Raw genomic sequence first — 20,934 nt, 5'->3', positions numbered from 1 at the left:
AAAATGAATGAAAATTGTTTAATAATAGGAGCAAGTGGTGAAATTGGTATGGCAATAGCTAACCGACTTGCTTCAGAAGGAAATAAATTAGTATTGCATTACAATAAAAATTACAAAACGATTGAAACGTTGCTAAGTCAATTACCAGAAGAATCTGTTTTAGATGTAATATATGGTGATTTTAAAACCAGTTCTGGAATAAATAAATTTATTGAAAGCATGAAAATTCCTGTTGCTAATGTTGTATTTTCTAGTGGTAAAAGTCATTATGGGTTATTACAAGATACGACTGAAGATGTTATGGACGAAATGATGCATATACATGTCAAGGCACCGTGGATGATTTCAAAACAATTAATTCCTAATATGATTCAACAGAAACAAGGTAATATCATCGTCATTTCTTCTATATGGGGAGATGTTGGTGCAAGCTGTGAAGTGGTTTACTCAAGCGTAAAAGGTGCACAGAACAGTTTTATAAAATCTTTAGCGAAAGAACTAGGGAGAAGTAATATTTCTGTTAATGGGATTAGTCCAGGATTCATTGATACTAAAATGAATAATGAGTTTTCAGAGGAAGAGAAAAAAATCATTATAGAGCAAATTCCTTTAAATAGAGCAGGACATCCCAAAGATGTTGCTCATGCGGTTTCTTTTTTATTGGATAATCGTTCAAATTATATACAAGGTGAAATAATTAATGTTTCTGGTGCTTGGTCATAAATTTTCAAGATAACCTTTCTTCATTCATGCATAAATTTTTTTTAAAAATCAAATGCTAACTGTGTAAGCTGAAGTGAAGGAGGAATATAACAATGTCTGTTCTTGATAATTTTGAATCTTGGAAGGATTTCCTTGGCGATCGCTTACACCAAGCTCAAGGTCAAGGGATGAACCAACAAGCAATTTCTGAATTAGCTTATGATATTGGCGGATACCTTTCTAATCAGGTCGAAGCTAAAAATGAACAAGAAGCTGTATTAGTAGACCTATGGAATGCAGCAGACCAAAAAGAGCAACATGCCATTGCTAATATTATGGTTAAACTTGTACAGAATGAAGGAACAGGAAAATAAGTTCTGTAAAGTTCTTATTATTCCAAGACAAAACCCTTGCTGAAATTAACTGCAAGGGTTTTGTCTTGTTAAATTAGTTTATAATTGTTAATTTAGATATAAATGATTATTTGTTGAATTTTAACAAATTATGTCCTTTTATATTAGTTGAAAATCATATATGATAATAGTAGTGTTTAATCAAAGTGAAATATATCATAGCTTTTTTGAATATACTAAGTATAAACAGTAAATTCCTCATTAAAGGAGTAAAGTAATGGAACAAACAGAATGGTACCTAGAGTATGAAATTCAGTATAATCGTCCTGGTTTATTAGGTGATATTTCTTCCTTATTGGGTATGCTTTCCATTAACATCATAACAATTAATGGGGTAGAAAATTCAAGAAGGGGACTGTTGTTATTATCTAGAAAAGATGAACAGATTACCCGGTTAAAATCAATTTTAAATACAATGGACACAATAAATGTGACAAAGTTAAGGAAACCAAAATTAAGAGATAGATTAGCTGTTAGGCATGGAAGGTATATACATAGTGATGTAGATGATAAAAAGACATTTCGATTTATTCGCAGTGAACTCGGTCTGTTAGTTGATTTTATGGCTGAATTATATAAAAAGGATGGGCATAAACTAATTGGTATACGAGGGATGCCTCGTGTGGGTAAAACCGAGTCAATTGTTGCAGCTAGCGTATGCGCAAACAAAAAATGGTTATTTGTTTCCAGCACATTGTTAAAACAGACTATTAGAAATCAATTAATACAAGATGAATATAATGTTGATAATTTATATATTATTGATGGAATTGTTTCTACTAGACGTGCTAGTGAAAAACATTGGGAGTTAGTACGAGAAGTTATGCGTTTGCCAGCTACAAAAGTAGTTGAACATCCAGATATCTTTGTACAACAAACAGAGTATAAGCTTGAAGACTTTGACTATATTATAGAACTTCGAACAGATGATAATGAAGAAATAAGATATGATACAATAGAAAAATCGTCTTTTGCACAGGCTGATGGTTTTTCAATGTTTGATTTTTAAAGATGGATGGTGTTAATTATGGAATTAGGTTCAAAGCTTAAAGAAGCTAGGGAAGCAAAAAATTTATCTTTAGATGACTTACAAAAAATAACAAAAATCCAATCGAGATATTTGCAAGCCATTGAAAAGAGTAATTATGAAGTAATGCCAGGTAATTTTTATATACGTGCATTTATTAAAGAATATGCCACAGCAGTGGATTTGGACCCTGAAGAATTGATGGAAGAACATCGAGGTGAATTGCCTTCATCTAGTGATGAGAGCTCGATTCAATATTCGCGCGTACAACGAAGTAGAAAAGATACTTCCTCAACTAAAAGTCCAGCTATATTTTCTTTCTTACCAACAGTAATGTTTGTCTTATTAATTGTAGGGATTATTTTTATGGTTTGGTGGTTTAATCAAGAAGGTTTCTTAGATGGTAACAATGATGGAAATCAGTTTGAAGAAACGGAAGGGAATAACGGTGGAGACACAGTTACACTACCTCCAGATGAACAAGAAACAGATGATTCTGCTGATGAAGAAACGGAAGAGGACACGGGAAATGAAGAAACGGAAGAAGAGCAAGCTGACGAAGAAGATACAAGTAATAATGATACTGCTCTGAATTTTGTGGAGACCGAAAATGAGAATGGTAGTAAACCTACGTCAAATTATAACCTTGTTAATCCAGGGGAAAAAGTTACATTACAGCTTGAATCAGCAGGAAATGCTTGGTTTCAAGTTGAAAACGGTAAAGGGAAAGTGTTTGAATCACAGAGTTTATCGCCGGATAATTCTCCGTTGGAAATTGATATGACAGGTGAAGAACAAATATACATTAACGTAGGTAATGCTGCTGATTTAACAATAAAAGTCAACGGAGTAGAACTAGAATATGAGGTTGATCGAAATGAAAAAGTAACACAAAATATTTGGATTAATATCAAAAAAGATTCAGAATAAGCTTAAGTAATGTTGAGCCCTTTTCATCAAACCTTGATGGGAAGGGTTTAACTTACGTAAATAAGAAATCAATATTGGAGGAGTAGGCAATATGAACATACCAAATAGAATTACTATCTCAAGAATTTTATTAATACCAATTTTTATTATGTTATTAACCGTTCCATTTAACTGGGGTGTGTGGAACATTGGAGAAGAAGTATTACCAATTTCTCATTTTGTCGCAGCATTATTATTTATTGTTGCATCAACAACAGATTGGGTTGATGGATATTATGCTAGAAAACATAATTTAGTAACAAACTTAGGGAAATTTTTGGATCCTATGGCGGATAAGCTACTAGTTTCAGCAGCACTTATTCTGTTAGTAGAACTTGGCTTAGCACCTGCTTGGATTGTTATTGTCATAATTAGCCGTGAATTTGCAGTAACAGGTCTACGTCTTGTTGCAGCTGGCGAAGGTGTCGTACTTGCAGCAGGTCAAATGGGGAAATTAAAAACAGTATTGCAAATTGTAGCTATTTCTCTATTGTTGTTACATGATTTTCCATTCTCTTACCTAGGTTTCCCATTTGGAATCGTTATGTTATATCTTGCTTTAATTATTACAGTTGTTTCTGGATACGATTACTTTGTTAAAAATTGGCATGTGATGAGGGATTCAAAATAATGGGTGAATATAAAGCGGAAATTATTGCAGTAGGTACCGAATTACTACTTGGTCAAATCGCCAATACAAACGCACAATGGTTATCTCAAAAACTAGCCAATCAGGGAATTAGTGTTTATTTTCACGGTGTTGTTGGTGACAATTTAGAAAGAGTTAAGACGGCATTTCAACTAGCTTCAGATAGATCTGACCTTATCATTGTTACTGGTGGTTTAGGGCCTACAGATGATGATATGACAAGGGAAGCTTTTCAAGCAATTACGAATAACCATTTAAAAGAAGATGAACAAACTATCGATAAGATAAGAGGGTATTTTGCTAAAACGAAGCGTAAGATGACTCCAAACAATCGAAAACAAGCTTTGGTTTTTGAAAATTCACTTGTTCTTCAAAATAGCACAGGGATGGCACCTGGAATGATTGTAGATTTTAATGGGAAGAAATGGGTGTTTCTACCTGGCGTACCAAGAGAAATGAAAACTATTACGACGGAGCATGTCATACCGTATCTTAAAAGAACCTTTCTACTTACTTCTGTTATTGAGTCGAGAATGTTACGGTTTATTGGAATTGGAGAGTCCCAATTAGAACATGAACTTAAACCTCTCATCGATGTGCAGCAAAATCCGACTATTGCTCCGTTAGCTTCTGAAGGTGAAGTTGCAATTAGATTAACTGCAAAAGCTGAATCAAAAGAAAAGGCAAATGAGCTAATCGACAAAACAGAGTTAAGCGTTTTAGAGCAAGTTGGTAATTATTTTTATGGTTATGACAGTACTTCCATTCATGAATGTGTATTTGAGTTGTTAAAAAGCAAAAAACTTACGTTAGCGGCAGCTGAAAGTTTAACAGGAGGCGGTTTCTCAAATGAGATTGTTTCCTTAAGTGGTGTGTCACAAGTATATATGGGTAGTGTTGTTTGTTATTCTGTATATTCAAAACAACATCTATTAGGCATTTCTCCTGAGTTAATTGAAGTCCATGGAACTATTAGTGAACAATGTGCAGAAGCAATGGCGAAAAATGTATGTAGTAAGCTTAATTCATCGATTGGTATTAGTTTTACTGGTGTAGCTGGACCTGATGATTCAGAAGGGAAATCAGCGGGAACTGTTTTTATCAGTGTTCATGGTCATGGTCATAAAGGTGAAATGAATACCGAAGCATTTCATTTTCAGGGTGATCGAGACACTATTAGAACAAGAGCTATAAAAAAAGGATTTGAGCTATTGTATCGATTATTAAAGGATCTATAATTGTTTATTAAATCTTATTTGAAATGAATTTTTAAAAATGGTATATTTTAAAATTTATATAGTGTAGTATATCTATATTGCATGAACTTGCTAATCATAAATGAATTTTCCTTAAAATAAGTGTTTATAAAAAAAGGGAACGTTTATTCGCTTTTCGCTTGTTAAATCTCAAAAAACAAGTTATGATAGTAGTAGTTAAATACGAGGGGGAAACAAAAATTGAGCGATCGTAAACAAGCCTTAGATATGGCGTTAAAGCAAATAGAGAAGCAATTTGGTAAAGGGTCTATTATGAAAATGGGAGATCAAGTCGAACAGAAGATGGCAACTGTCTCAAGTGGATCTTTAGCTTTAGATGTGGCATTAGGTGTAGGTGGATATCCAAGAGGAAGAGTAATTGAGATATATGGCCCAGAGTCTTCTGGTAAAACGACAGTAGCTTTGCATGCTATTGCTGAAGCACAAAGACAAGGCGGACAAGCAGCATTTATTGATGCTGAGCATGCTTTAGATCCTAAATACGCTAGAAATCTTGGTGTAAATGTAGATGAATTATTACTATCTCAACCTGATACTGGGGAACAAGCACTTGAAATTGCTGAAGCACTTGTTCGAAGTGGTGCAGTAGATATTGTTGTAGTTGACTCAGTGGCAGCATTAGTACCTAAGGCTGAAATTGAAGGTGAAATGGGCGATGCGCATGTTGGTTTGCAAGCACGCTTAATGTCTCAAGCGTTAAGAAAATTATCAGGTGCTATTAATAAGTCAAAAACTACTGCTATTTTTATTAACCAGATTCGTGAAAAAGTTGGAGTTATGTTCGGGAGTCCAGAAACAACTCCAGGTGGGCGTGCGCTTAAGTTCTATTCTTCTGTAAGACTTGACGTGCGTAGAGCAGAAACTTTAAAGCAAGGAAATGATATGGTTGGTAACAAAACAAGAATTAAAGTAGTGAAGAATAAAGTAGCACCACCATTTAGAATGGCTGAAGTTGACATAATGTATGGTGAGGGTATATCTCGTGAAGGAGAGCTACTTGATATTGGTTCCGAACTTGACATCGTATTAAAAAGCGGGGCTTGGTATTCTTATAATGAAGAGCGTCTTGGTCAAGGACGTGAAAATGCGAAGCAATTCTTGAAAGAAAATAAAGAAGTTGCTCAAGAGATTTATCTTGCTGTTCGTGCTCATTATGATATGGATGAAATGGATAACGACGCTACTGAAGCACAAAAAGAAGATCAAGAAACGATGGATATAAAATAATAAAAATCAAAAATTCCTAGCTACTGAAGTTAGGGATTTTTATTTTGGAAAAGCATTATTGGTTGACGGAGATCAACTATTTAAAATTTTTTGTGTAAAATACATATACAAAAAACGATATGTTTAGATAAAAGGTGGCAAAATCCTTTGTGAAGTTCAAGAATTCTATCCATAATGGATAAAATTTCTAGATAAAATTGACGTTTCCTTGACATTATATACCCTCAGGATTAAAATTAATCATGTATAATTTTATATTTATTATACATTCTTTTTAAAACAGATTTAATTACCTGTAAGACTGTACATGCCGACTAAAAATTGATTGTACAAATTTAATAGCAAGAGGAGGTGAAACCATGGAATTAATATTAGCCGTAGTCATCTCCAGTTTGCTTACCCTTATCGTCGGTATTGTTGTTGGTTATCTGATTCGTAAGTCTATTGCAGAAAAGAAAATTTCTAGTGCAGAAGAATTGGCAAAACAAATAGTTGAAGAAGGGCATAGAAATGCCGAAGTTGCCAAAAAAGAGGCGCTTCTTGAAGCTAAAGATGAAAACCATAAACTTCGACAACAAGCGGAACAAGAACTTCGTGAGAGAAGGATGGAAGCACAAAAGCAAGAGAGCCGTCTTATGCAAAAAGAACAGAATCTGGACCGTAAAGATGAAACGCTAGATAAGCGTGAGCTCATGTTAGAGAAGAAAGAAAGTTCGCTAGCAGAAAAACAACAACAAATTGAAGAAACGGAAAGCAAAGTGGGAGCTATGTTAAGCGAGCAGCAAGTTGAGCTAGAACGCATTTCCGGATATACTACTGATCAAGCTAAGCAAGTTATTCTAGAACGTGTAGAAAAAGAGGTCAGCCACGAAACTGCAATTATGGTTAAGGAAGCTGAGAATCGTGCGAAAGAAGAAGCTGATAAGAAAGCAAAGAATATTTTGTCTCTAGCTTTACAACGTTGTGCTGCAGATCATGTTGCAGAAACAACTGTATCTGTTGTCAATCTTCCGAATGATGAAATGAAAGGGCGTATTATTGGTCGTGAGGGACGAAATATCAGAACCCTCGAGACGCTTACGGGGATCGATTTAATTATAGATGATACTCCAGAGGCAGTAATTCTTTCTGGATTTGATCCAATTAGAAGAGAAACCGCTCGAATAGCCTTAGAAAAACTTGTTCAAGATGGACGTATCCATCCGGCACGTATTGAAGAAATGGTTGACAAATCAAGACGTGAAGTAGATGAGTATATTCGCGAGGTTGGGGAGGAAACAACGTTCGAAGTAGGAGTACATGGTCTACATCCAGATTTAGTAAAAATATTAGGCCGTTTAAAATATCGGACAAGTTATGGTCAGAATGTATTAAAACATTCAACGGAAGTTGCGTATCTTTCGGGATTACTTGCTGCTGAACTAGGTGAAGACCAAACGCTCGCTAAACGAGCAGGATTGCTTCACGACATCGGTAAAGCCATTGACCATGAAGTAGAAGGTAGCCATGTGGAAATCGGTAAAGAACTTGCAACCAAGTATAAAGAAAATGCAGTTGTCATAAATTCAATAGCTTCCCACCATGGTGATGAGGAGCCGACTTCTGTAATAGCGGTGCTAGTAGCTGCAGCTGATGCGTTATCTGCTGCTAGACCAGGAGCTAGAAGTGAAACATTGGAGAATTATATTAAACGACTAGAGAAACTAGAAGAAATATCTGAATCATATGATGGTGTTGAAAAATCATTTGCAATTCAGGCTGGTCGTGAAGTTCGAATTATGGTAAAACCTGATGAAATTGATGATCTGGAATCATTGCGAATTGCGAGAGAAATTCGAAAAAGAATAGAAAATGAACTTGATTATCCAGGCCATATTAAAGTAACTGTTATCAGAGAAACAAGAGCAGTTGAGTATGCGAAATAAAACGACCTTAGGGTCGTTTTATTTTTTTACCGAAAAATTAAAATAGACAAATAAATAGGGCATTAAAAAGTTCAAATATCTGGTAAGAATATAATTTGAAAAAGTTTTCGTTATTTTGACTTTCACTTGTTAATGTGTAAAACTTAACATAATTTAAGAGATAGGAAGGTAAACATTTAATGAGAATTTTATTTATTGGTGATATTGTTGGTTCACCTGGAAGAGATATGTTACAACAATATTTACCCAAACTAAAACAAAAGTATCAACCGCATATCACGATTGTTAATGGTGAAAATGCTGCAGCAGGAAAAGGCATTACTGAAAAGATTTATAAACAATTTTTAGAAATAGGTGCTCAAGCGATTACGATGGGTAACCATACTTGGGATAAAAAAGAAATTTTTGAATTTATAGATGATGCGAAGCATATGATTAGACCTGCTAATTTCCCTGAAGATACACCAGGAAAAGGTTTGCTTTTCGTTAAATCAAATAAGCATGAAATAGCAGTCATAAACCTTCAAGGTAGAACATTTATGCCCCCAAATGATGATCCTTTTCGTAAGGCGGATCAATTAATTGAAGAAGCAAAAAAAAGAACGAATATTATCTTTGTAGATTTTCATGCAGAGGCTACAAGTGAGAAGCAGGCAATGGGATGGTATCTTGATGGTCGCGTTAGCGCGGTAGTTGGTACACATACCCATACACAAACAGCAGATGAGCGGATACTACCAAATGGGTGTGCATATATAACGGAAGTTGGAATGACAGGACCATATGATGGTATTCTTGGAACAGAAAGAGATGCAGTAATTAAAAAATTCCTGACTAATTTACCAGTCCGATTTGAGGTTGATAAGGAAGGAAGAACTCAATTAAACGGATTTTTGGTGGATATAAATAATGAATCAGGTATAGCTACAAAGGTAGAGCGTATATTAATTAACGATGATCACCCGTTTTTCGGGTGATTATTTGAATTTTTAGACAAATTACTTCATAATAAAAGGTAATAACTATCAACTCCAAGAATATAGTAAAAGTGGAACAACTTTAGTAAACAAAGGAGGTACTAGGAATGGACATATTAAAAGTTTCAGCTAAATCAAATCCTAATTCAGTAGCAGGAGCGCTTGCGAATGTACTAAGAGAACGTGGCTCAGCAGAAATTCAGGCGATCGGCGCTGGTGCTATAAACCAGTCCGTCAAAGCAGTAGCTATCGCACGAGGATTCGTTGCCCCGAGTGGAGTTGACCTAATTTGTATTCCAGCTTTTACAGATATTATGATTGATAATGAAGAACGGACAGCTATTAAACTTATAATTGAACCTAGGTAATAGAATTCCTCCTGTTTGCATATGCAAACAGGTTTTTTTTGCATTTCATATAGATTTATATTTTAATAGAAAGATGGAGGGATGACTATGGACGTTATTGATGCACATTGCGATGTATTATTGAAGCTTTGGGAAAATAATTTATCTTTTTATTCTAGTGATCAATTACAAGTAAACTATATAAAATGGAAAGAGAGTTCAGTTAAAGTTCAGTGCTTCGCAATTTTTGTACCTGATAATGTTCCTGAAGAATTGCAATTTACAGTAGCTTTAGAAATGGTAAGTCTGTTTTTTGAGCAAGTCATTGAGCCTTATAAGGATGTTAAATTTATTTCTAACAAAGATGACTTAATAAATTTAAATGATGATGAACTTGGAGCAATTTTAACCTTAGAAGGGTGTCATGTGATTGGCAATGATATTAACAAACTAAAAACATTGATTCGTTTAGGTGTTAGATCTGTTGGACTTACATGGAACCAGGCTAATGCAGTATGTGACGGTATTGGTGAGGAAAGAGGGGCTGGATTAAGTTCGTTTGGTGAGGAAGTTGTCCATTTACTAAATAAAGAAAAAATTTGGACGGATGTTTCACACATATCTTATCAAGGATTCTTTGATGTAATGAACATCGCGAAATTTCCTATGGCATCACATTCAAATGCAAAAAGTTTGTCGTCACATAAAAGAAATCTTGATGATATACAAATACGTGCATTAATTGATCAAGATGGTTGGATTGGCGTTACATTTGTAGCAGATTTTCTGTCCGAGGTAAATGGGGGAACACGCGAGGATATCATCCGCCATATTAATTATTATTTAACAATGGGTGGTGAATCATGTCTGGGCTTTGGTTCGGATTTTGATGGTACAGATAAATATATTATTAGTATGTACGATTATTCAGACTATGAACTTCTTTTGACAGAATTATCAAAAACGATAGAAAGAGATAAATTACATAAAATTTGTTTGCAAAATTTCATAGAAAAATTCCCACATACAGGCTCTTAATTGTTGAGTCTGTTGTGTTTGTCAATAATCTACCATATAATGATGAAGAAAGTCCTTTATTTTTCTAATGAAAAATTGATATAATAGTTAAATTGGAACAAAACAACAATGTGGAATCAAACAATATTTTTCACGTTAAGTTTTATATGTCCAAGAAAGGAGATTTTACTATGAATGAACAACAACGGAAACAATCGAATCAAATTAAACAGGTAGATCCATCGGACATAAAATCCGCACCGGATTCAAACCTTGAACGAATTAAAAATATAGATTCAGATGAACTAATTGGTAAGTACTTTCAGGCGACATATGAGCCCCCAAATTTAAAAAAAGCGAAAAAACGAAGAAGAGAAGATGTAGAAGTTCATTATGATTTTAGTATTCCAGAGGAAATGCAAAATGTAGGAAATGGAAAGAAATTTCTAATTCGCACATATGGATGCCAAATGAATGAACACGATACAGAGGTAATGGCTGGTTTACTAACCGATATGGGGTATGAATCAACAGATGATACAAATGAAGCTGATGTTATTCTTTTAAATACGTGTGCTATTAGGGAAAACGCTGAAAATAAAGTATTTGGTGAAATTGGACACTTAAAACCATTGAAATTAGAAAAACCGGATTTAATTGTTGGGGTTTGTGGATGTATGTCTCAAGAAGAATCGGTAGTGAATCGGATACTTGAAAAACATCCATTTATTGACATGATTTTCGGTACACATAATATTCATCGCTTGCCAGGTTTGTTAAAAGAGGCGATGTTCAGTAAAGAAATGGTACTTGAAGTGTGGTCAAAAGAGGGCGATATTATTGAGAACCTACCAAAAGTGCGTAAAGGTAAAATAAAGGGTTGGGTTAATATCATGTACGGTTGTGATAAGTTCTGTACGTACTGTATTGTACCTTACACTCGAGGGAAAGAGCGTAGTAGAATGCCTGAAGATATCATTCAAGAAGTCCGCCAATTAGCTGCTTCTGGTTATAAAGAAATAACTTTACTCGGACAAAACGTGAACGCATATGGAAAAGATTTAGAAATAGAATACGGACTGGGTGACTTGATGGAGGAAATTAGTAAAATTGATATTCCGAGAGTAAGGTTTACTACTTCCCATCCAAGAGATTTTGATGATCGCTTAATTGAAGTCTTATCCAAGGGTGGGAACTTACTTGATCATATCCACTTACCGGTTCAATCAGGAAGTTCTGACGTATTACGAGTGATGGCACGTCGCTACACGAGAGAAGAATATTTAAGACTTGTAGATAAAATTAGAACAGCAATGCCTAACGCTACGCTAACTACCGATATCATAGTAGGATTCCCTAATGAAACAGATGAGCAATTCGAAGATACCATGACACTTATGGCTGAAGTAGGATTTGAAGCGGCATATACGTATATATACTCTCCGAGAGAAGGAACACCTGCTGCGAGATGGGAAGATAACATCCCTATGGAAGTGAAAAAAGAGCGACTACAACGATTAAATGCACTTGTTAACGAACAATCTGCAGCAGCAATGAAGAAATATGAAGGCCAAATAGTTAAAGTACTTGTCGAAGGTGAGAGTAAAAAGAACCCTGACGTTCTTTCTGGTTATACGGAAAGAAATAAGTTGGTTAACTTTAGAGCACCTAAGTCAGTTGTTGGTAAGATTATAGAAGTGAAAATTACAAAAGCAAAAACCTGGTCTCTTGACGGAGAGTTAGTGAAAAAAGTGGTAGAGGTGGTATAGTAATGGCGCAATACACACGTAAAGAAGTTATAGAAGAAGCGCATAAGCTAGCTAAAATGGTAGCTGATATCGAAGAAATAGATCGCTTTAAACAAATTGAGGCTAAACTTAATGAAAATCAGAAAATCCAAATTATTATTAAAAAAATTAAAGCATTACAAAAACAAGCTGTTAATTTTCAAGCTTACGGTAAACATGAAGCATTAAAAAAAGTAGAGGCTGAAATAGATCGACTACAAACAGAAATTGATGAAATACCTATTGTACAAGAGTTTAAAGATACTCAAGTGGTGATTAACGATATCTTACAACTTGTATCTAATACAATTGCGAGAGAAGTTACAAACGAGGTCATCCGCTCTACAGACGGCGATCTACTTGCTGGAGAAACAGGTTCTAAAGTAAGTGGTAGCTCTTGTGGTCATTAATATATAATCTGAAACTGACTCAACAATTTGTTGAGTCAGTTTTTTGTCAGGAGATTTTAAAATATATTGTATGTGTACACTCGTTCACTCGAGTAGCTCATTCAGCTCAGTGGCTCAACCACAACTGATTAAGACTATCTTTTAGCCATGTATGATACAGGCATCTCTTAATCTTTTGGGAAAAAGTGAGCGAGGTGCTAGCATTTATCTTAATGTTTTATAATTACCTCTTCATTAAACTTCTCTTGTGGTTATCTTCAATAATATCTTTCACATGTTTTCCCTTGTCTAATACTATATATCAGTGCTTTTGTTGGTTATACACCTAAAGATGTTTAATGATAAGCGTTAGGAAAGTAATTTATATAACTTTTTTCTGTGATATTCGTACACATTGTTAGGCTATTGCATAGGATGAACTAGAAACCTTTGCTGGTCTACTATCAATTTTCTACAAGAGAATACGTTATGCACTTTAGGTAGATGCCATGCATAAAATGACAATGAAAAAACGGAGGAGGTTTTAGTTCTATGTCTTTTCTTGATCAAGAATATCGAGAAATTATTACAAAAGCTGTTATTGGTAAAGGGCGAAAGTTTACTCAGGATACAAATACAATCACACCATCGCATAGACCATCTAGTATACTTGGGTGTTGGGTGATTAACCATTTATACAATGCAAAGAAAAAAGGAGACGACATTGTAGAAGTGAATGGTAGCTATGATGTGAATGTTTGGTATTCTTACAATGACAATACAAAAACAGAGGTAGTTACGGAGCGTGTGACCTATTGTGATCACATTAAATTATCTGTAAAAGATGAGCAAACGCTTGGTGATGAAGTGGAAGTATTTGCGAAAGTAATTCAGCAGCCAAATTGTCTCGAATGCACAATTGCAAATCATGATCACAAAATTAAGGTAGAAGTAGAGCGTGAATTTTTAGTAGAAGTAATAGGTGAAACAAAGGTTACTGTTAAAGTGGATCCTAATGGTACAGTAGCTGATGATGACGATTGGGATTTCGAGTTATCAGATGAGGAATTCGAAAACGTTGACCCTGATTTCCTAGCTAATGTAGAAGAAGAGTAAAGTAGGGTGTTATAACTGGAGTGCGCATGGTACAATTGCACTTCAGTTTTTTTGTTTTTGAATTGACAGCTTTATAAGACCTTCCTAGTTAAAGAAATGTTTACTGTTTACTTTTTGACTTACAGAGTTTCCATAAACAGGACGATAAAAATGCTCGCTTTGGTATGCTATAATAGAAAAAGAATCTGGTCGGTTGGAGGAAAGACAATGGCGGAATTTACACCAATGATACAACAGTATCTAAAAATAAAAGCTAGTTATAAGGATTGTTTTTTATTTTTTCGTTTAGGTGACTTTTATGAGATGTTTTTTGATGATGCTCTTTCTGCTTCAAGAGAGTTAGAGATTACTCTTACAAGTAGAGATGGTGGCGGGGAAGATCGAATTCCAATGTGCGGTATACCATATCACTCTGCGGCTAATTACATAAAAAATTTAGTGGAAAAAGGGTACAAGGTTGCGATTTGTGAACAAGTTGAGGACCCTAAACAGGCTAAAGGTGTCGTAAAACGTGAAGTAGTTCAGTTAATCACACCAGGTACGGTAATGGAAGGTACAATGCTAGATGACAAAGAAAACAACTACTTAGCAAGTATCTCCTACATTTCTAACGGTGAATTTATTATTACATATAATGATTTATCAACTGGTGAAAACAGTATTGCTATTATAGATCGCGGGTGGGATGCTGTCTTAAATGAGTTGTTTAATCGTCCAATTAAAGAAATAGTAATTTCTAGTGACTTAGAAGAGAAATATCAGAATGATTTGACGGAACGCTTACAAGTTACGCTGTCCTACATGGATGAGACTTTAATTAATGAAGCATTTACAAATTTAGTAGAGACGATTTCAGAGGAAAAGCTTATACAGTCTTTTGGAAGAATGCTAAACTACCTGCAATCAACGCAAAAACGTACATTAGATCACTTGAAACCAGTGCAAATAATTGAGTTAGAACAATTTATGACACTTGATATGTATTCAAAAAGGAACTTAGAACTTACTGAAACAATAATGAGAAAAGGAAAACAAGGAAGCCTTTTGTGGGTGATTGATCAAACTGTCACAGCTATGGGTGCTAGAATGTTGAAGAAATGGTTAGAACGACCTTTGTTGCAACAAAATGCAATAGAGAAACGATATGATCTTGTAGAAGGATTTTTAGAGCAGTTCATGGAACGAGAAGCAATTAGGGAAATTCTAAAGTCTATATACGATTTAGAACGTTTATCAGGCAGAGTTTCGTTTGGTAATGTTAATGCTAGGGATTTGAATCAACTTAAAGTTTCTTTGAGTAAAATTCCGCAATTAAAAGAATTACTTACACAATTTGTTAATCAACGAGTAAATAAACTAGGTGACCATTTAGATCCTTTAACAGACTTATATGGTTTATTAGATAATAGTATAATAGAAGATCCTCCTATTTCGATAAAAGAAGGCGGATTAATAAAAGATGGTTACAACCAGCAACTAGATGAATATAGAGATGCTTCGCGAAACGGAAAAAAGTGGATTGCTGAGCTAGAAAAAAAAGAAAAAGAAGAAACAAGTATTAAGTCCTTAAAAATAGGTTATAACAGAGTATTCGGTTACTATATTGAGGTTACTAGAGCAAATCTTCATTTATTACCAGAGGGAAAGTATGAGCGAAAACAAACGTTAACGAATGCTGAACGATATATAACACCAGAATTAAAAGAAAAAGAGTCACTCATATTGGAAGCGGAAGAAAAAAGTGTTGATTTAGAGTATCTCTTATTTAGTGAACTGCGTGAACAAGTAAAGGCATATATACCTAAATTGCAGGCATTAGCTGAAAAAATAAGTGAAATTGATGTCTTGCAAGGCTTTGCATCTGTTAGCGAACTTAATGATTATAACCGTCCGATCTTTAATAGCGAAAGAAGAATAACTATCAAAGATGGTCGTCATCCAGTTGTAGAAAAGGTTATGAAAAACGATTCATTTGTACCGAATCATGTAAACATGAATGATGAGAATGATATATTATTAATTACTGGACCGAATATGTCAGGTAAGAGTACGTATATGAGGCAACTCGCATTAACTGCGATTCTTGCACAGATTGGTTGTTTTGTTCCCTGCCAATCAGCTAATTTACCAGTTTTTGATAAAATATTTACCAGAATTGGCGCTGCTGATGATCTAGTATCCGGACAAAGTACTTTTATGGTTGAAATGCTAGAAGCTAAACATGCCATTACAAACGCCACAGAAAATAGTCTCATCCTATTAGATGAAATTGGAAGAGGGACAAGCACGTATGATGGTATGGCGCTTGCTCAAGCTATTATTGAATATTTACATGAAGAAGTGCATGCTAAAACACTATTTTCTACTCACTATCATGAACTCACGAGTTTAGAAGAATCGTTAGCTAAATTGAAGAATATTCATGTGCGTGCAGAGGAGTATCAAGGGAAAGTTGTTTTTTTACATCAAATTCAAGATGGCGCGGCTGATGAAAGTTATGGTATTCATGTTGCCAAATTAGCTGAACTTCCACAATCATTAATAGATCGTGCTACAGTCATATTAAAACAATTTGAAAATGATCAAACACGAGAAACAACAAAACAAACGTTAGTCGCAGAAGATGATCAACAATTATCATTTTTCAGACAAGAACAAAATAAACAAAAAGATAATTTAACAAAACACAAAGTTAAAGATAGTAATTTGCTGAAGTCATTGAAAAAAATAAACATTATGGAAATGACACCAATGGAAGCAATGAATGAATTGTACCGACTACAAAAGAAAGCCAATGAGGAATAACGGAGGGGGATTAGTGATGAAAATTATCCAAATGCCTGACGCTCTTTCCAATAAAATAGCAGCTGGAGAGGTAGTCGAAAGACCTGCTTCTGTCGTAAAAGAGTTGGTAGAAAATAGTATAGATGCAAACAGTACATCAATAAAAGTCGAGGTATTAGAGGCGGGACTTCAACAAATTAAAATAATAGATAATGGTGAAGGTATGTCTGAAGATGATTGTGAACGTGCATTCTTTAGACATGCCACAAGTAAGATTAAAAATGAAAATGATCTGTTTCACGTAAAAACTTTAGGGTTTCGTGGAGAAGCTCTAGCAAGTATCGCTGCAGTCAGTAGGCTTAAGTTAAAAACATCTACTGGTGAACAAGCAGGAACCATTCTTAATTTAGAAGGTGGAAAAGTAATTAGCAAAACAAAAGGGGATGCAAGACAAGGTACGGAAATAGTAGTCGATGATTTGTTTTTTAATACACCTGCTAGATTAAAGTATATGAAAACAATTCATACCGAGCTAGGTCATATCACGGATGTCATTAATCGAATGGCATTATCACACCCCGAAATCCGCTTTGAAGTAATTCATAATGAAAAACAATTGTTTCATTCATCAGGTCGAGGAGATTTACTACAGATTATTGCCCAAGTTTATGGCATGAGTGTTGCTAAAAAAATGATACCTGTTGAATATAAAACCCTTGATTTTTCAATAAAAGGATACATTGCCAAACCAGAAGTAACACGTGCTTCTAGAAATTACATTTCAACAATTATAAATGGTCGGTTCATACGGAGTATCGGTCTAAATAAAGCAATACTTAATGGCTATCATACTTTGTTACCGATTGGAAGAAGCCCGCTAATTGTTGTGTCTATTGAAATGGATCCTATATTAGTAGATGTTAATGTTCATCCTGCAAAATTAGAAGTGCGTTTTAGTAAGGAAAAAGAGTTATATGAAGCTGTTGAATCGACTATTAAACAAGAATTTCGTAAACAGTCTCTTATTCCTGACGTGTTGCAAGCAAAAAAACGAAAGGAACAGAGTACACAACATTCCTTTTCTTTTTATGAACCAAAGCAAAGCAGTGATAGCACGATTGATTTTCAGGAAAATCGACCTCCATTACCATATGATACTAAAAAACAGACGGAAAAAGCGTCTTTAATTTCTACACAAGAAGCGGCGGCAGAAACAATGCATGACTATCATTTGGAAAGTGAATCTTTTAGCGAAATGACTGATATTCCTGTTCAAAATAAGGAACAGCCGAAAGAGATACAGCAAGAACGAATACCTGTCATGTATCCGATTGGGCAACACCATGGTACCTATATATTGGCCCAGAATGAAAATGGTTTGTTTATCATTGATCAGCATGCAGCGCAAGAGAGAATAAAGTATGAATTTTTCCGTGATAAAATAGGGGATGTACCTAATGAATTACAAGAGTTATTACTTCCTTTAACATTTGATTTCTCAAAGCAGGAAGCATTGATGATTGAACAATATCAGGAAGAATTAAAAAAAGTAGGGTTATTTTTTGAGCACTTTGGTCAACAAAGCTATGTAATCCGTGCTCATCCACAATGGTTTCCTAAAGGTTTTGAAGAGGAAGTAATTCGCGAAATTGTAGATCAAGTAATTGCTGATGAAAAAGTTAACTTATATAAAATAAGGGAAGAAGCTGCAATCCTTATGTCTTGCAAGCGATCAATAAAAGCGAATCATTATTTAAATAATGAAGATATGTTTCGCCTCCTAGAGGATTTAAGACAATCTACAGATCCATTTACATGTCCGCATGGACGTCCGATTATAATCCATTTTTCGGAATATGAGATGGAAAAAATGTTCAAACGTGTAATGTAGGGAAGTTTTGGCGCCTAGCTATATTTTATTTAGTTAGGCGTTTTTGTGTATAAAAATCCAGTTCTAACTAAAAATAGTAATGTTATTAATCTAGGTTAGGTGGGAAGTTTATGCCAGAAAATCAGAAACTAATCAATTTTTTGAATCAAGAATTGTCTAACTTTGCAGTACTTTACATTAAACTTCACCGTTATCATTGGTTTGTGCAAGGCCGCCATTTTTTTAAACTTCATGAAGTTTTCGAAGACTTGTATAATGAAGCAGCTGAAGATTTAGATGAAATTGCTGAAAGGATTCTAGCAATCGGTGGTAAACCTTTAGCTACGATGCACAAATACATTAAAGAAACTACGCTGCATGAAGCACAAGCGGATGACAAAGAAAACGAAATTATTCACCAATTGTCCGAGGATTACAAAACAATGATCAAAGAAATCAAAGAAACCGGTGTTCCCTTGACAGAGGAAATTAATGATCAGCCAACTGCAGATTTATTAAATGATATTCATGGTAGATTTGAAAAGCACGTTTGGATGTTAAAAGCTTATATTGCATACGAATGATAAAAAAAGGTTGTCCATCTATGACAACCTTTTTTTATTGAAATATATGAAAATAAGTAAAGTTTATGTAAAGAAAAAACAAGTAATTACTAAGTTATTGCAGAATATCTTAGTTAGTGTATAATGAACAGACAATATTTTTTACAGTTTTTACATATTGAAAGGGAATATAAATATGAAACAAACGGTTGTTGCAGTAGTTGGCCCAACTGCTGTGGGAAAGACAAGTTTAAGTGTTGAAATAGCAAAAAGGTTTAATGGAGAAGTGATAAGTGGGGATTCGATGCAAATCTATTCGGGGATGGATATTGGAACTGCTAAAATTACCGAAAATGAAAAGCAAAAAATTCCTCATCATATGATTGATATTAAAGATCCTTCTGATTCTTTTTCTGTTGCAGACTTTCAATCCAACGTTGATACTTATATTAACTTAATCAGTGAAAGAAATCATTTACCGATTATTGCTGGAGGTACAGGATTATATATTCAGGCTGCCTTGTATAGTTATAATTTCTCTGAAAATAAGAGAGATGATTCTTATCAAAAGAATATTGAGAGAGAAATTGAAATAGAAGGAATTCAAAAGGTTTATGAAAAACTTCAGCGTATAGATCCTGAACAAGCTAAAAGGATACACCCTAATAATGTTCGTCGTGTGATTCGAGCTTTAGAAGTATTTGATAGAACAGGTATGACCATGAGTGAATACCACGACAAACAACGAGTAAACTCACCCTATAATTTAATTCTTATAGGATTAGAAATGGATAGGGAAATGCTTTATAATCGGATTAACAATCGTGTTGATACTATGTTAGAGAATGGATTATTAAAAGAAGTGAAATATTTTTATGAAAAGGGTTTAGAGGACAGGCAGTCAATGAAAGCTATAGGTTATAAAGAATTGATTCCGTATTTTAAAGGAGAAAAGTCACTTGCTGAATCAATAGAGTTGTTAAAACAAAATTCTAGAAGGTTTGCAAAAAGACAATATACTTGGTTTAAGAATAAAATGGATGTTGACTGGTATTCTATAACAGTCGATTCAAAAGAGGAAAAGTTTGAAATTATTTTAAACGATTTAGCAGGAAAGCTAAAAAATAAATAGAAATAATGTAAGTATAGATAGAAAAGAGGAGGAAATCTCATGTCTCAATCAGTAAATATTCAAGATCAATATTTGAACCAACTTCGAAAAGATCGTATCCAGGTTACTGTATTTTTAACAAATGGTTTTCAATTAAGAGGATCAGTGAAAGCATTTGATAATTTTACAGTTTTATTTGATACTGATGGAAAGCAACAACTTATATTCAAGCATGCAATCTCGACATTCGCTCCATCTAAAAATGTAACATTAGAAACAGAATGAGAAAAAGGACGCAATATATTGCGTCCTTTTTTATACGTAAAAGTATTAGAAAGCATATTCTTCTATTAAAGGAAAATTTGGATTAATAATAATTGTAGAAAATTGGAATGATATTATTTATTGAACTCCAAAAGAATTCATGGTATATTATTAATCCGCCCGAAAAACGGGCGTTTAATGTGTTAAGAGAATTTATGGATTTAAAAAAGGTTATTGACTTTAAGTGTGATAATGTGGTATGTTTAAAAAGTCGCTTTTGATAGGACAATAACCTTTCAATAATTATTCGAAAAGTTATTGACTTCAACTGAGGTGGAATGATATAATATAAAAGTTGTCGCAAAAAACAACGCCGTAATATTGATCTTTGAAAACTGAACAAAACAATCAGTATGTTAAGTAAGAAAAGCTAGTTAAGTAATGAGCAACCAAGCTCACATTTTATGGAGAGTTTGATCTTGGCTCAGGACGAACGCTGGCGGCGTGCCTAATACATGCA

At 34.3% G+C, this 20,934-nt stretch carries 19 protein-coding genes and 1 rRNA gene; all 20 read left to right on the top strand.

Annotated features, from left to right (window positions below; genetic code table 11):
• The first annotated feature begins 3 nt into the window (after positions 1-3).
• Positions 4-723: an elongation factor P 5-aminopentanone reductase gene (gene ymfI, locus QQS35_RS00740; protein WP_285929792.1), complete on the top strand. Its 720-nt coding sequence runs from the start codon at positions 4-6 to the stop codon at positions 721-723.
• A gap of 92 nt (positions 724-815) precedes the next feature.
• Entirely contained in the window at positions 816-1,076 is a 261-nt protein-coding gene (locus QQS35_RS00735; protein ID WP_285929790.1) for a DUF3243 domain-containing protein, read from the top strand.
• Positions 1,077-1,332: 256 nt separating this feature from the next.
• Positions 1,333-2,124 carry a DUF3388 domain-containing protein gene (locus tag QQS35_RS00730; protein WP_285929788.1) on the top strand — a complete coding sequence of 264 codons (792 nt, stop codon included), beginning with the start codon at positions 1,333-1,335 and terminating at the stop codon, positions 2,122-2,124.
• Between the two features lie 18 nt (positions 2,125-2,142).
• Entirely contained in the window at positions 2,143-3,072 is a 930-nt protein-coding gene (locus QQS35_RS00725; RefSeq protein WP_285929787.1) for a helix-turn-helix domain-containing protein, read from the top strand.
• A 91-nt stretch (positions 3,073-3,163) separates the two neighbouring features.
• Positions 3,164-3,742 carry a CDP-diacylglycerol--glycerol-3-phosphate 3-phosphatidyltransferase gene (gene pgsA, locus QQS35_RS00720; protein ID WP_285929786.1) on the top strand — a complete coding sequence of 193 codons (579 nt, stop codon included), beginning with the start codon at positions 3,164-3,166 and terminating at the stop codon, positions 3,740-3,742.
• Entirely contained in the window at positions 3,742-4,998 is a 1,257-nt protein-coding gene (locus QQS35_RS00715; RefSeq protein WP_285929784.1) for a competence/damage-inducible protein A, read from the top strand. Before pgsA ends, QQS35_RS00715 begins: the two co-directional genes overlap by 1 nt.
• A gap of 219 nt (positions 4,999-5,217) precedes the next feature.
• On the top strand, positions 5,218-6,264 hold the full coding sequence (recA, locus tag QQS35_RS00710) for a recombinase RecA (RefSeq protein WP_285929780.1): 1,047 nt from the start codon (positions 5,218-5,220) through the stop codon (positions 6,262-6,264).
• Positions 6,265-6,623: 359 nt separating this feature from the next.
• Entirely contained in the window at positions 6,624-8,189 is a 1,566-nt protein-coding gene (rny, locus tag QQS35_RS00705; protein ID WP_285929778.1) for a ribonuclease Y, read from the top strand.
• A gap of 179 nt (positions 8,190-8,368) precedes the next feature.
• Complete coding sequence (locus tag QQS35_RS00700) at positions 8,369-9,166, top strand: TIGR00282 family metallophosphoesterase (RefSeq protein WP_285929776.1); 798 nt, start codon at positions 8,369-8,371, stop codon at positions 9,164-9,166.
• A gap of 107 nt (positions 9,167-9,273) precedes the next feature.
• On the top strand, positions 9,274-9,534 hold the full coding sequence (locus QQS35_RS00695; RefSeq protein WP_285929774.1) for a stage V sporulation protein S: 261 nt from the start codon (positions 9,274-9,276) through the stop codon (positions 9,532-9,534).
• A gap of 87 nt (positions 9,535-9,621) precedes the next feature.
• On the top strand, positions 9,622-10,551 hold the full coding sequence (locus tag QQS35_RS00690) for a dipeptidase (RefSeq protein WP_285929772.1): 930 nt from the start codon (positions 9,622-9,624) through the stop codon (positions 10,549-10,551).
• 170 nt (positions 10,552-10,721) lie between these two features.
• A complete protein-coding gene (miaB, locus tag QQS35_RS00685; RefSeq protein WP_285929770.1) occupies positions 10,722-12,299 on the top strand; it encodes a tRNA (N6-isopentenyl adenosine(37)-C2)-methylthiotransferase MiaB in 1,578 nt (525 codons plus the stop codon).
• Between the two features lie 2 nt (positions 12,300-12,301).
• A complete protein-coding gene (locus tag QQS35_RS00680) occupies positions 12,302-12,727 on the top strand; it encodes a RicAFT regulatory complex protein RicA family protein (RefSeq protein WP_285929769.1) in 426 nt (141 codons plus the stop codon).
• A gap of 531 nt (positions 12,728-13,258) precedes the next feature.
• The gene (cotE, locus tag QQS35_RS00675; RefSeq protein WP_285929768.1) at positions 13,259-13,822 is read left to right on the top strand and encodes an outer spore coat protein CotE; all 564 of its coding nucleotides are present in this window, start codon (positions 13,259-13,261) and stop codon (positions 13,820-13,822) included.
• A gap of 207 nt (positions 13,823-14,029) precedes the next feature.
• Positions 14,030-16,627, top strand: a complete 2,598-nt coding sequence (gene mutS / locus QQS35_RS00670) for a DNA mismatch repair protein MutS (RefSeq protein ID WP_285929766.1) — start codon at positions 14,030-14,032, stop codon at positions 16,625-16,627.
• Between the two features lie 16 nt (positions 16,628-16,643).
• Entirely contained in the window at positions 16,644-18,497 is a 1,854-nt protein-coding gene (gene mutL, locus QQS35_RS00665; RefSeq protein WP_285929765.1) for a DNA mismatch repair endonuclease MutL, read from the top strand.
• A gap of 110 nt (positions 18,498-18,607) precedes the next feature.
• Positions 18,608-19,060: a Dps family protein gene (locus tag QQS35_RS00660; protein ID WP_285929764.1), complete on the top strand. Its 453-nt coding sequence runs from the start codon at positions 18,608-18,610 to the stop codon at positions 19,058-19,060.
• Between the two features lie 175 nt (positions 19,061-19,235).
• The gene (gene miaA / locus QQS35_RS00655; RefSeq protein ID WP_285929762.1) at positions 19,236-20,171 is read left to right on the top strand and encodes a tRNA (adenosine(37)-N6)-dimethylallyltransferase MiaA; all 936 of its coding nucleotides are present in this window, start codon (positions 19,236-19,238) and stop codon (positions 20,169-20,171) included.
• A gap of 39 nt (positions 20,172-20,210) precedes the next feature.
• The gene (gene hfq, locus QQS35_RS00650) at positions 20,211-20,435 is read left to right on the top strand and encodes an RNA chaperone Hfq (protein WP_285929761.1); all 225 of its coding nucleotides are present in this window, start codon (positions 20,211-20,213) and stop codon (positions 20,433-20,435) included.
• 440 nt (positions 20,436-20,875) lie between these two features.
• Positions 20,876-20,934, top strand: a 16S ribosomal RNA gene (locus QQS35_RS00645); the annotation flags it as partial.

The sequence above is a fragment of the Aquibacillus rhizosphaerae genome, assembly GCF_030282825.1.
Classification (GTDB): domain Bacteria; phylum Bacillota; class Bacilli; order Bacillales; family Amphibacillaceae; genus Aquibacillus_C; species Aquibacillus_C rhizosphaerae.
This window is presented reverse-complemented; position numbering and strand designations above follow the sequence as displayed.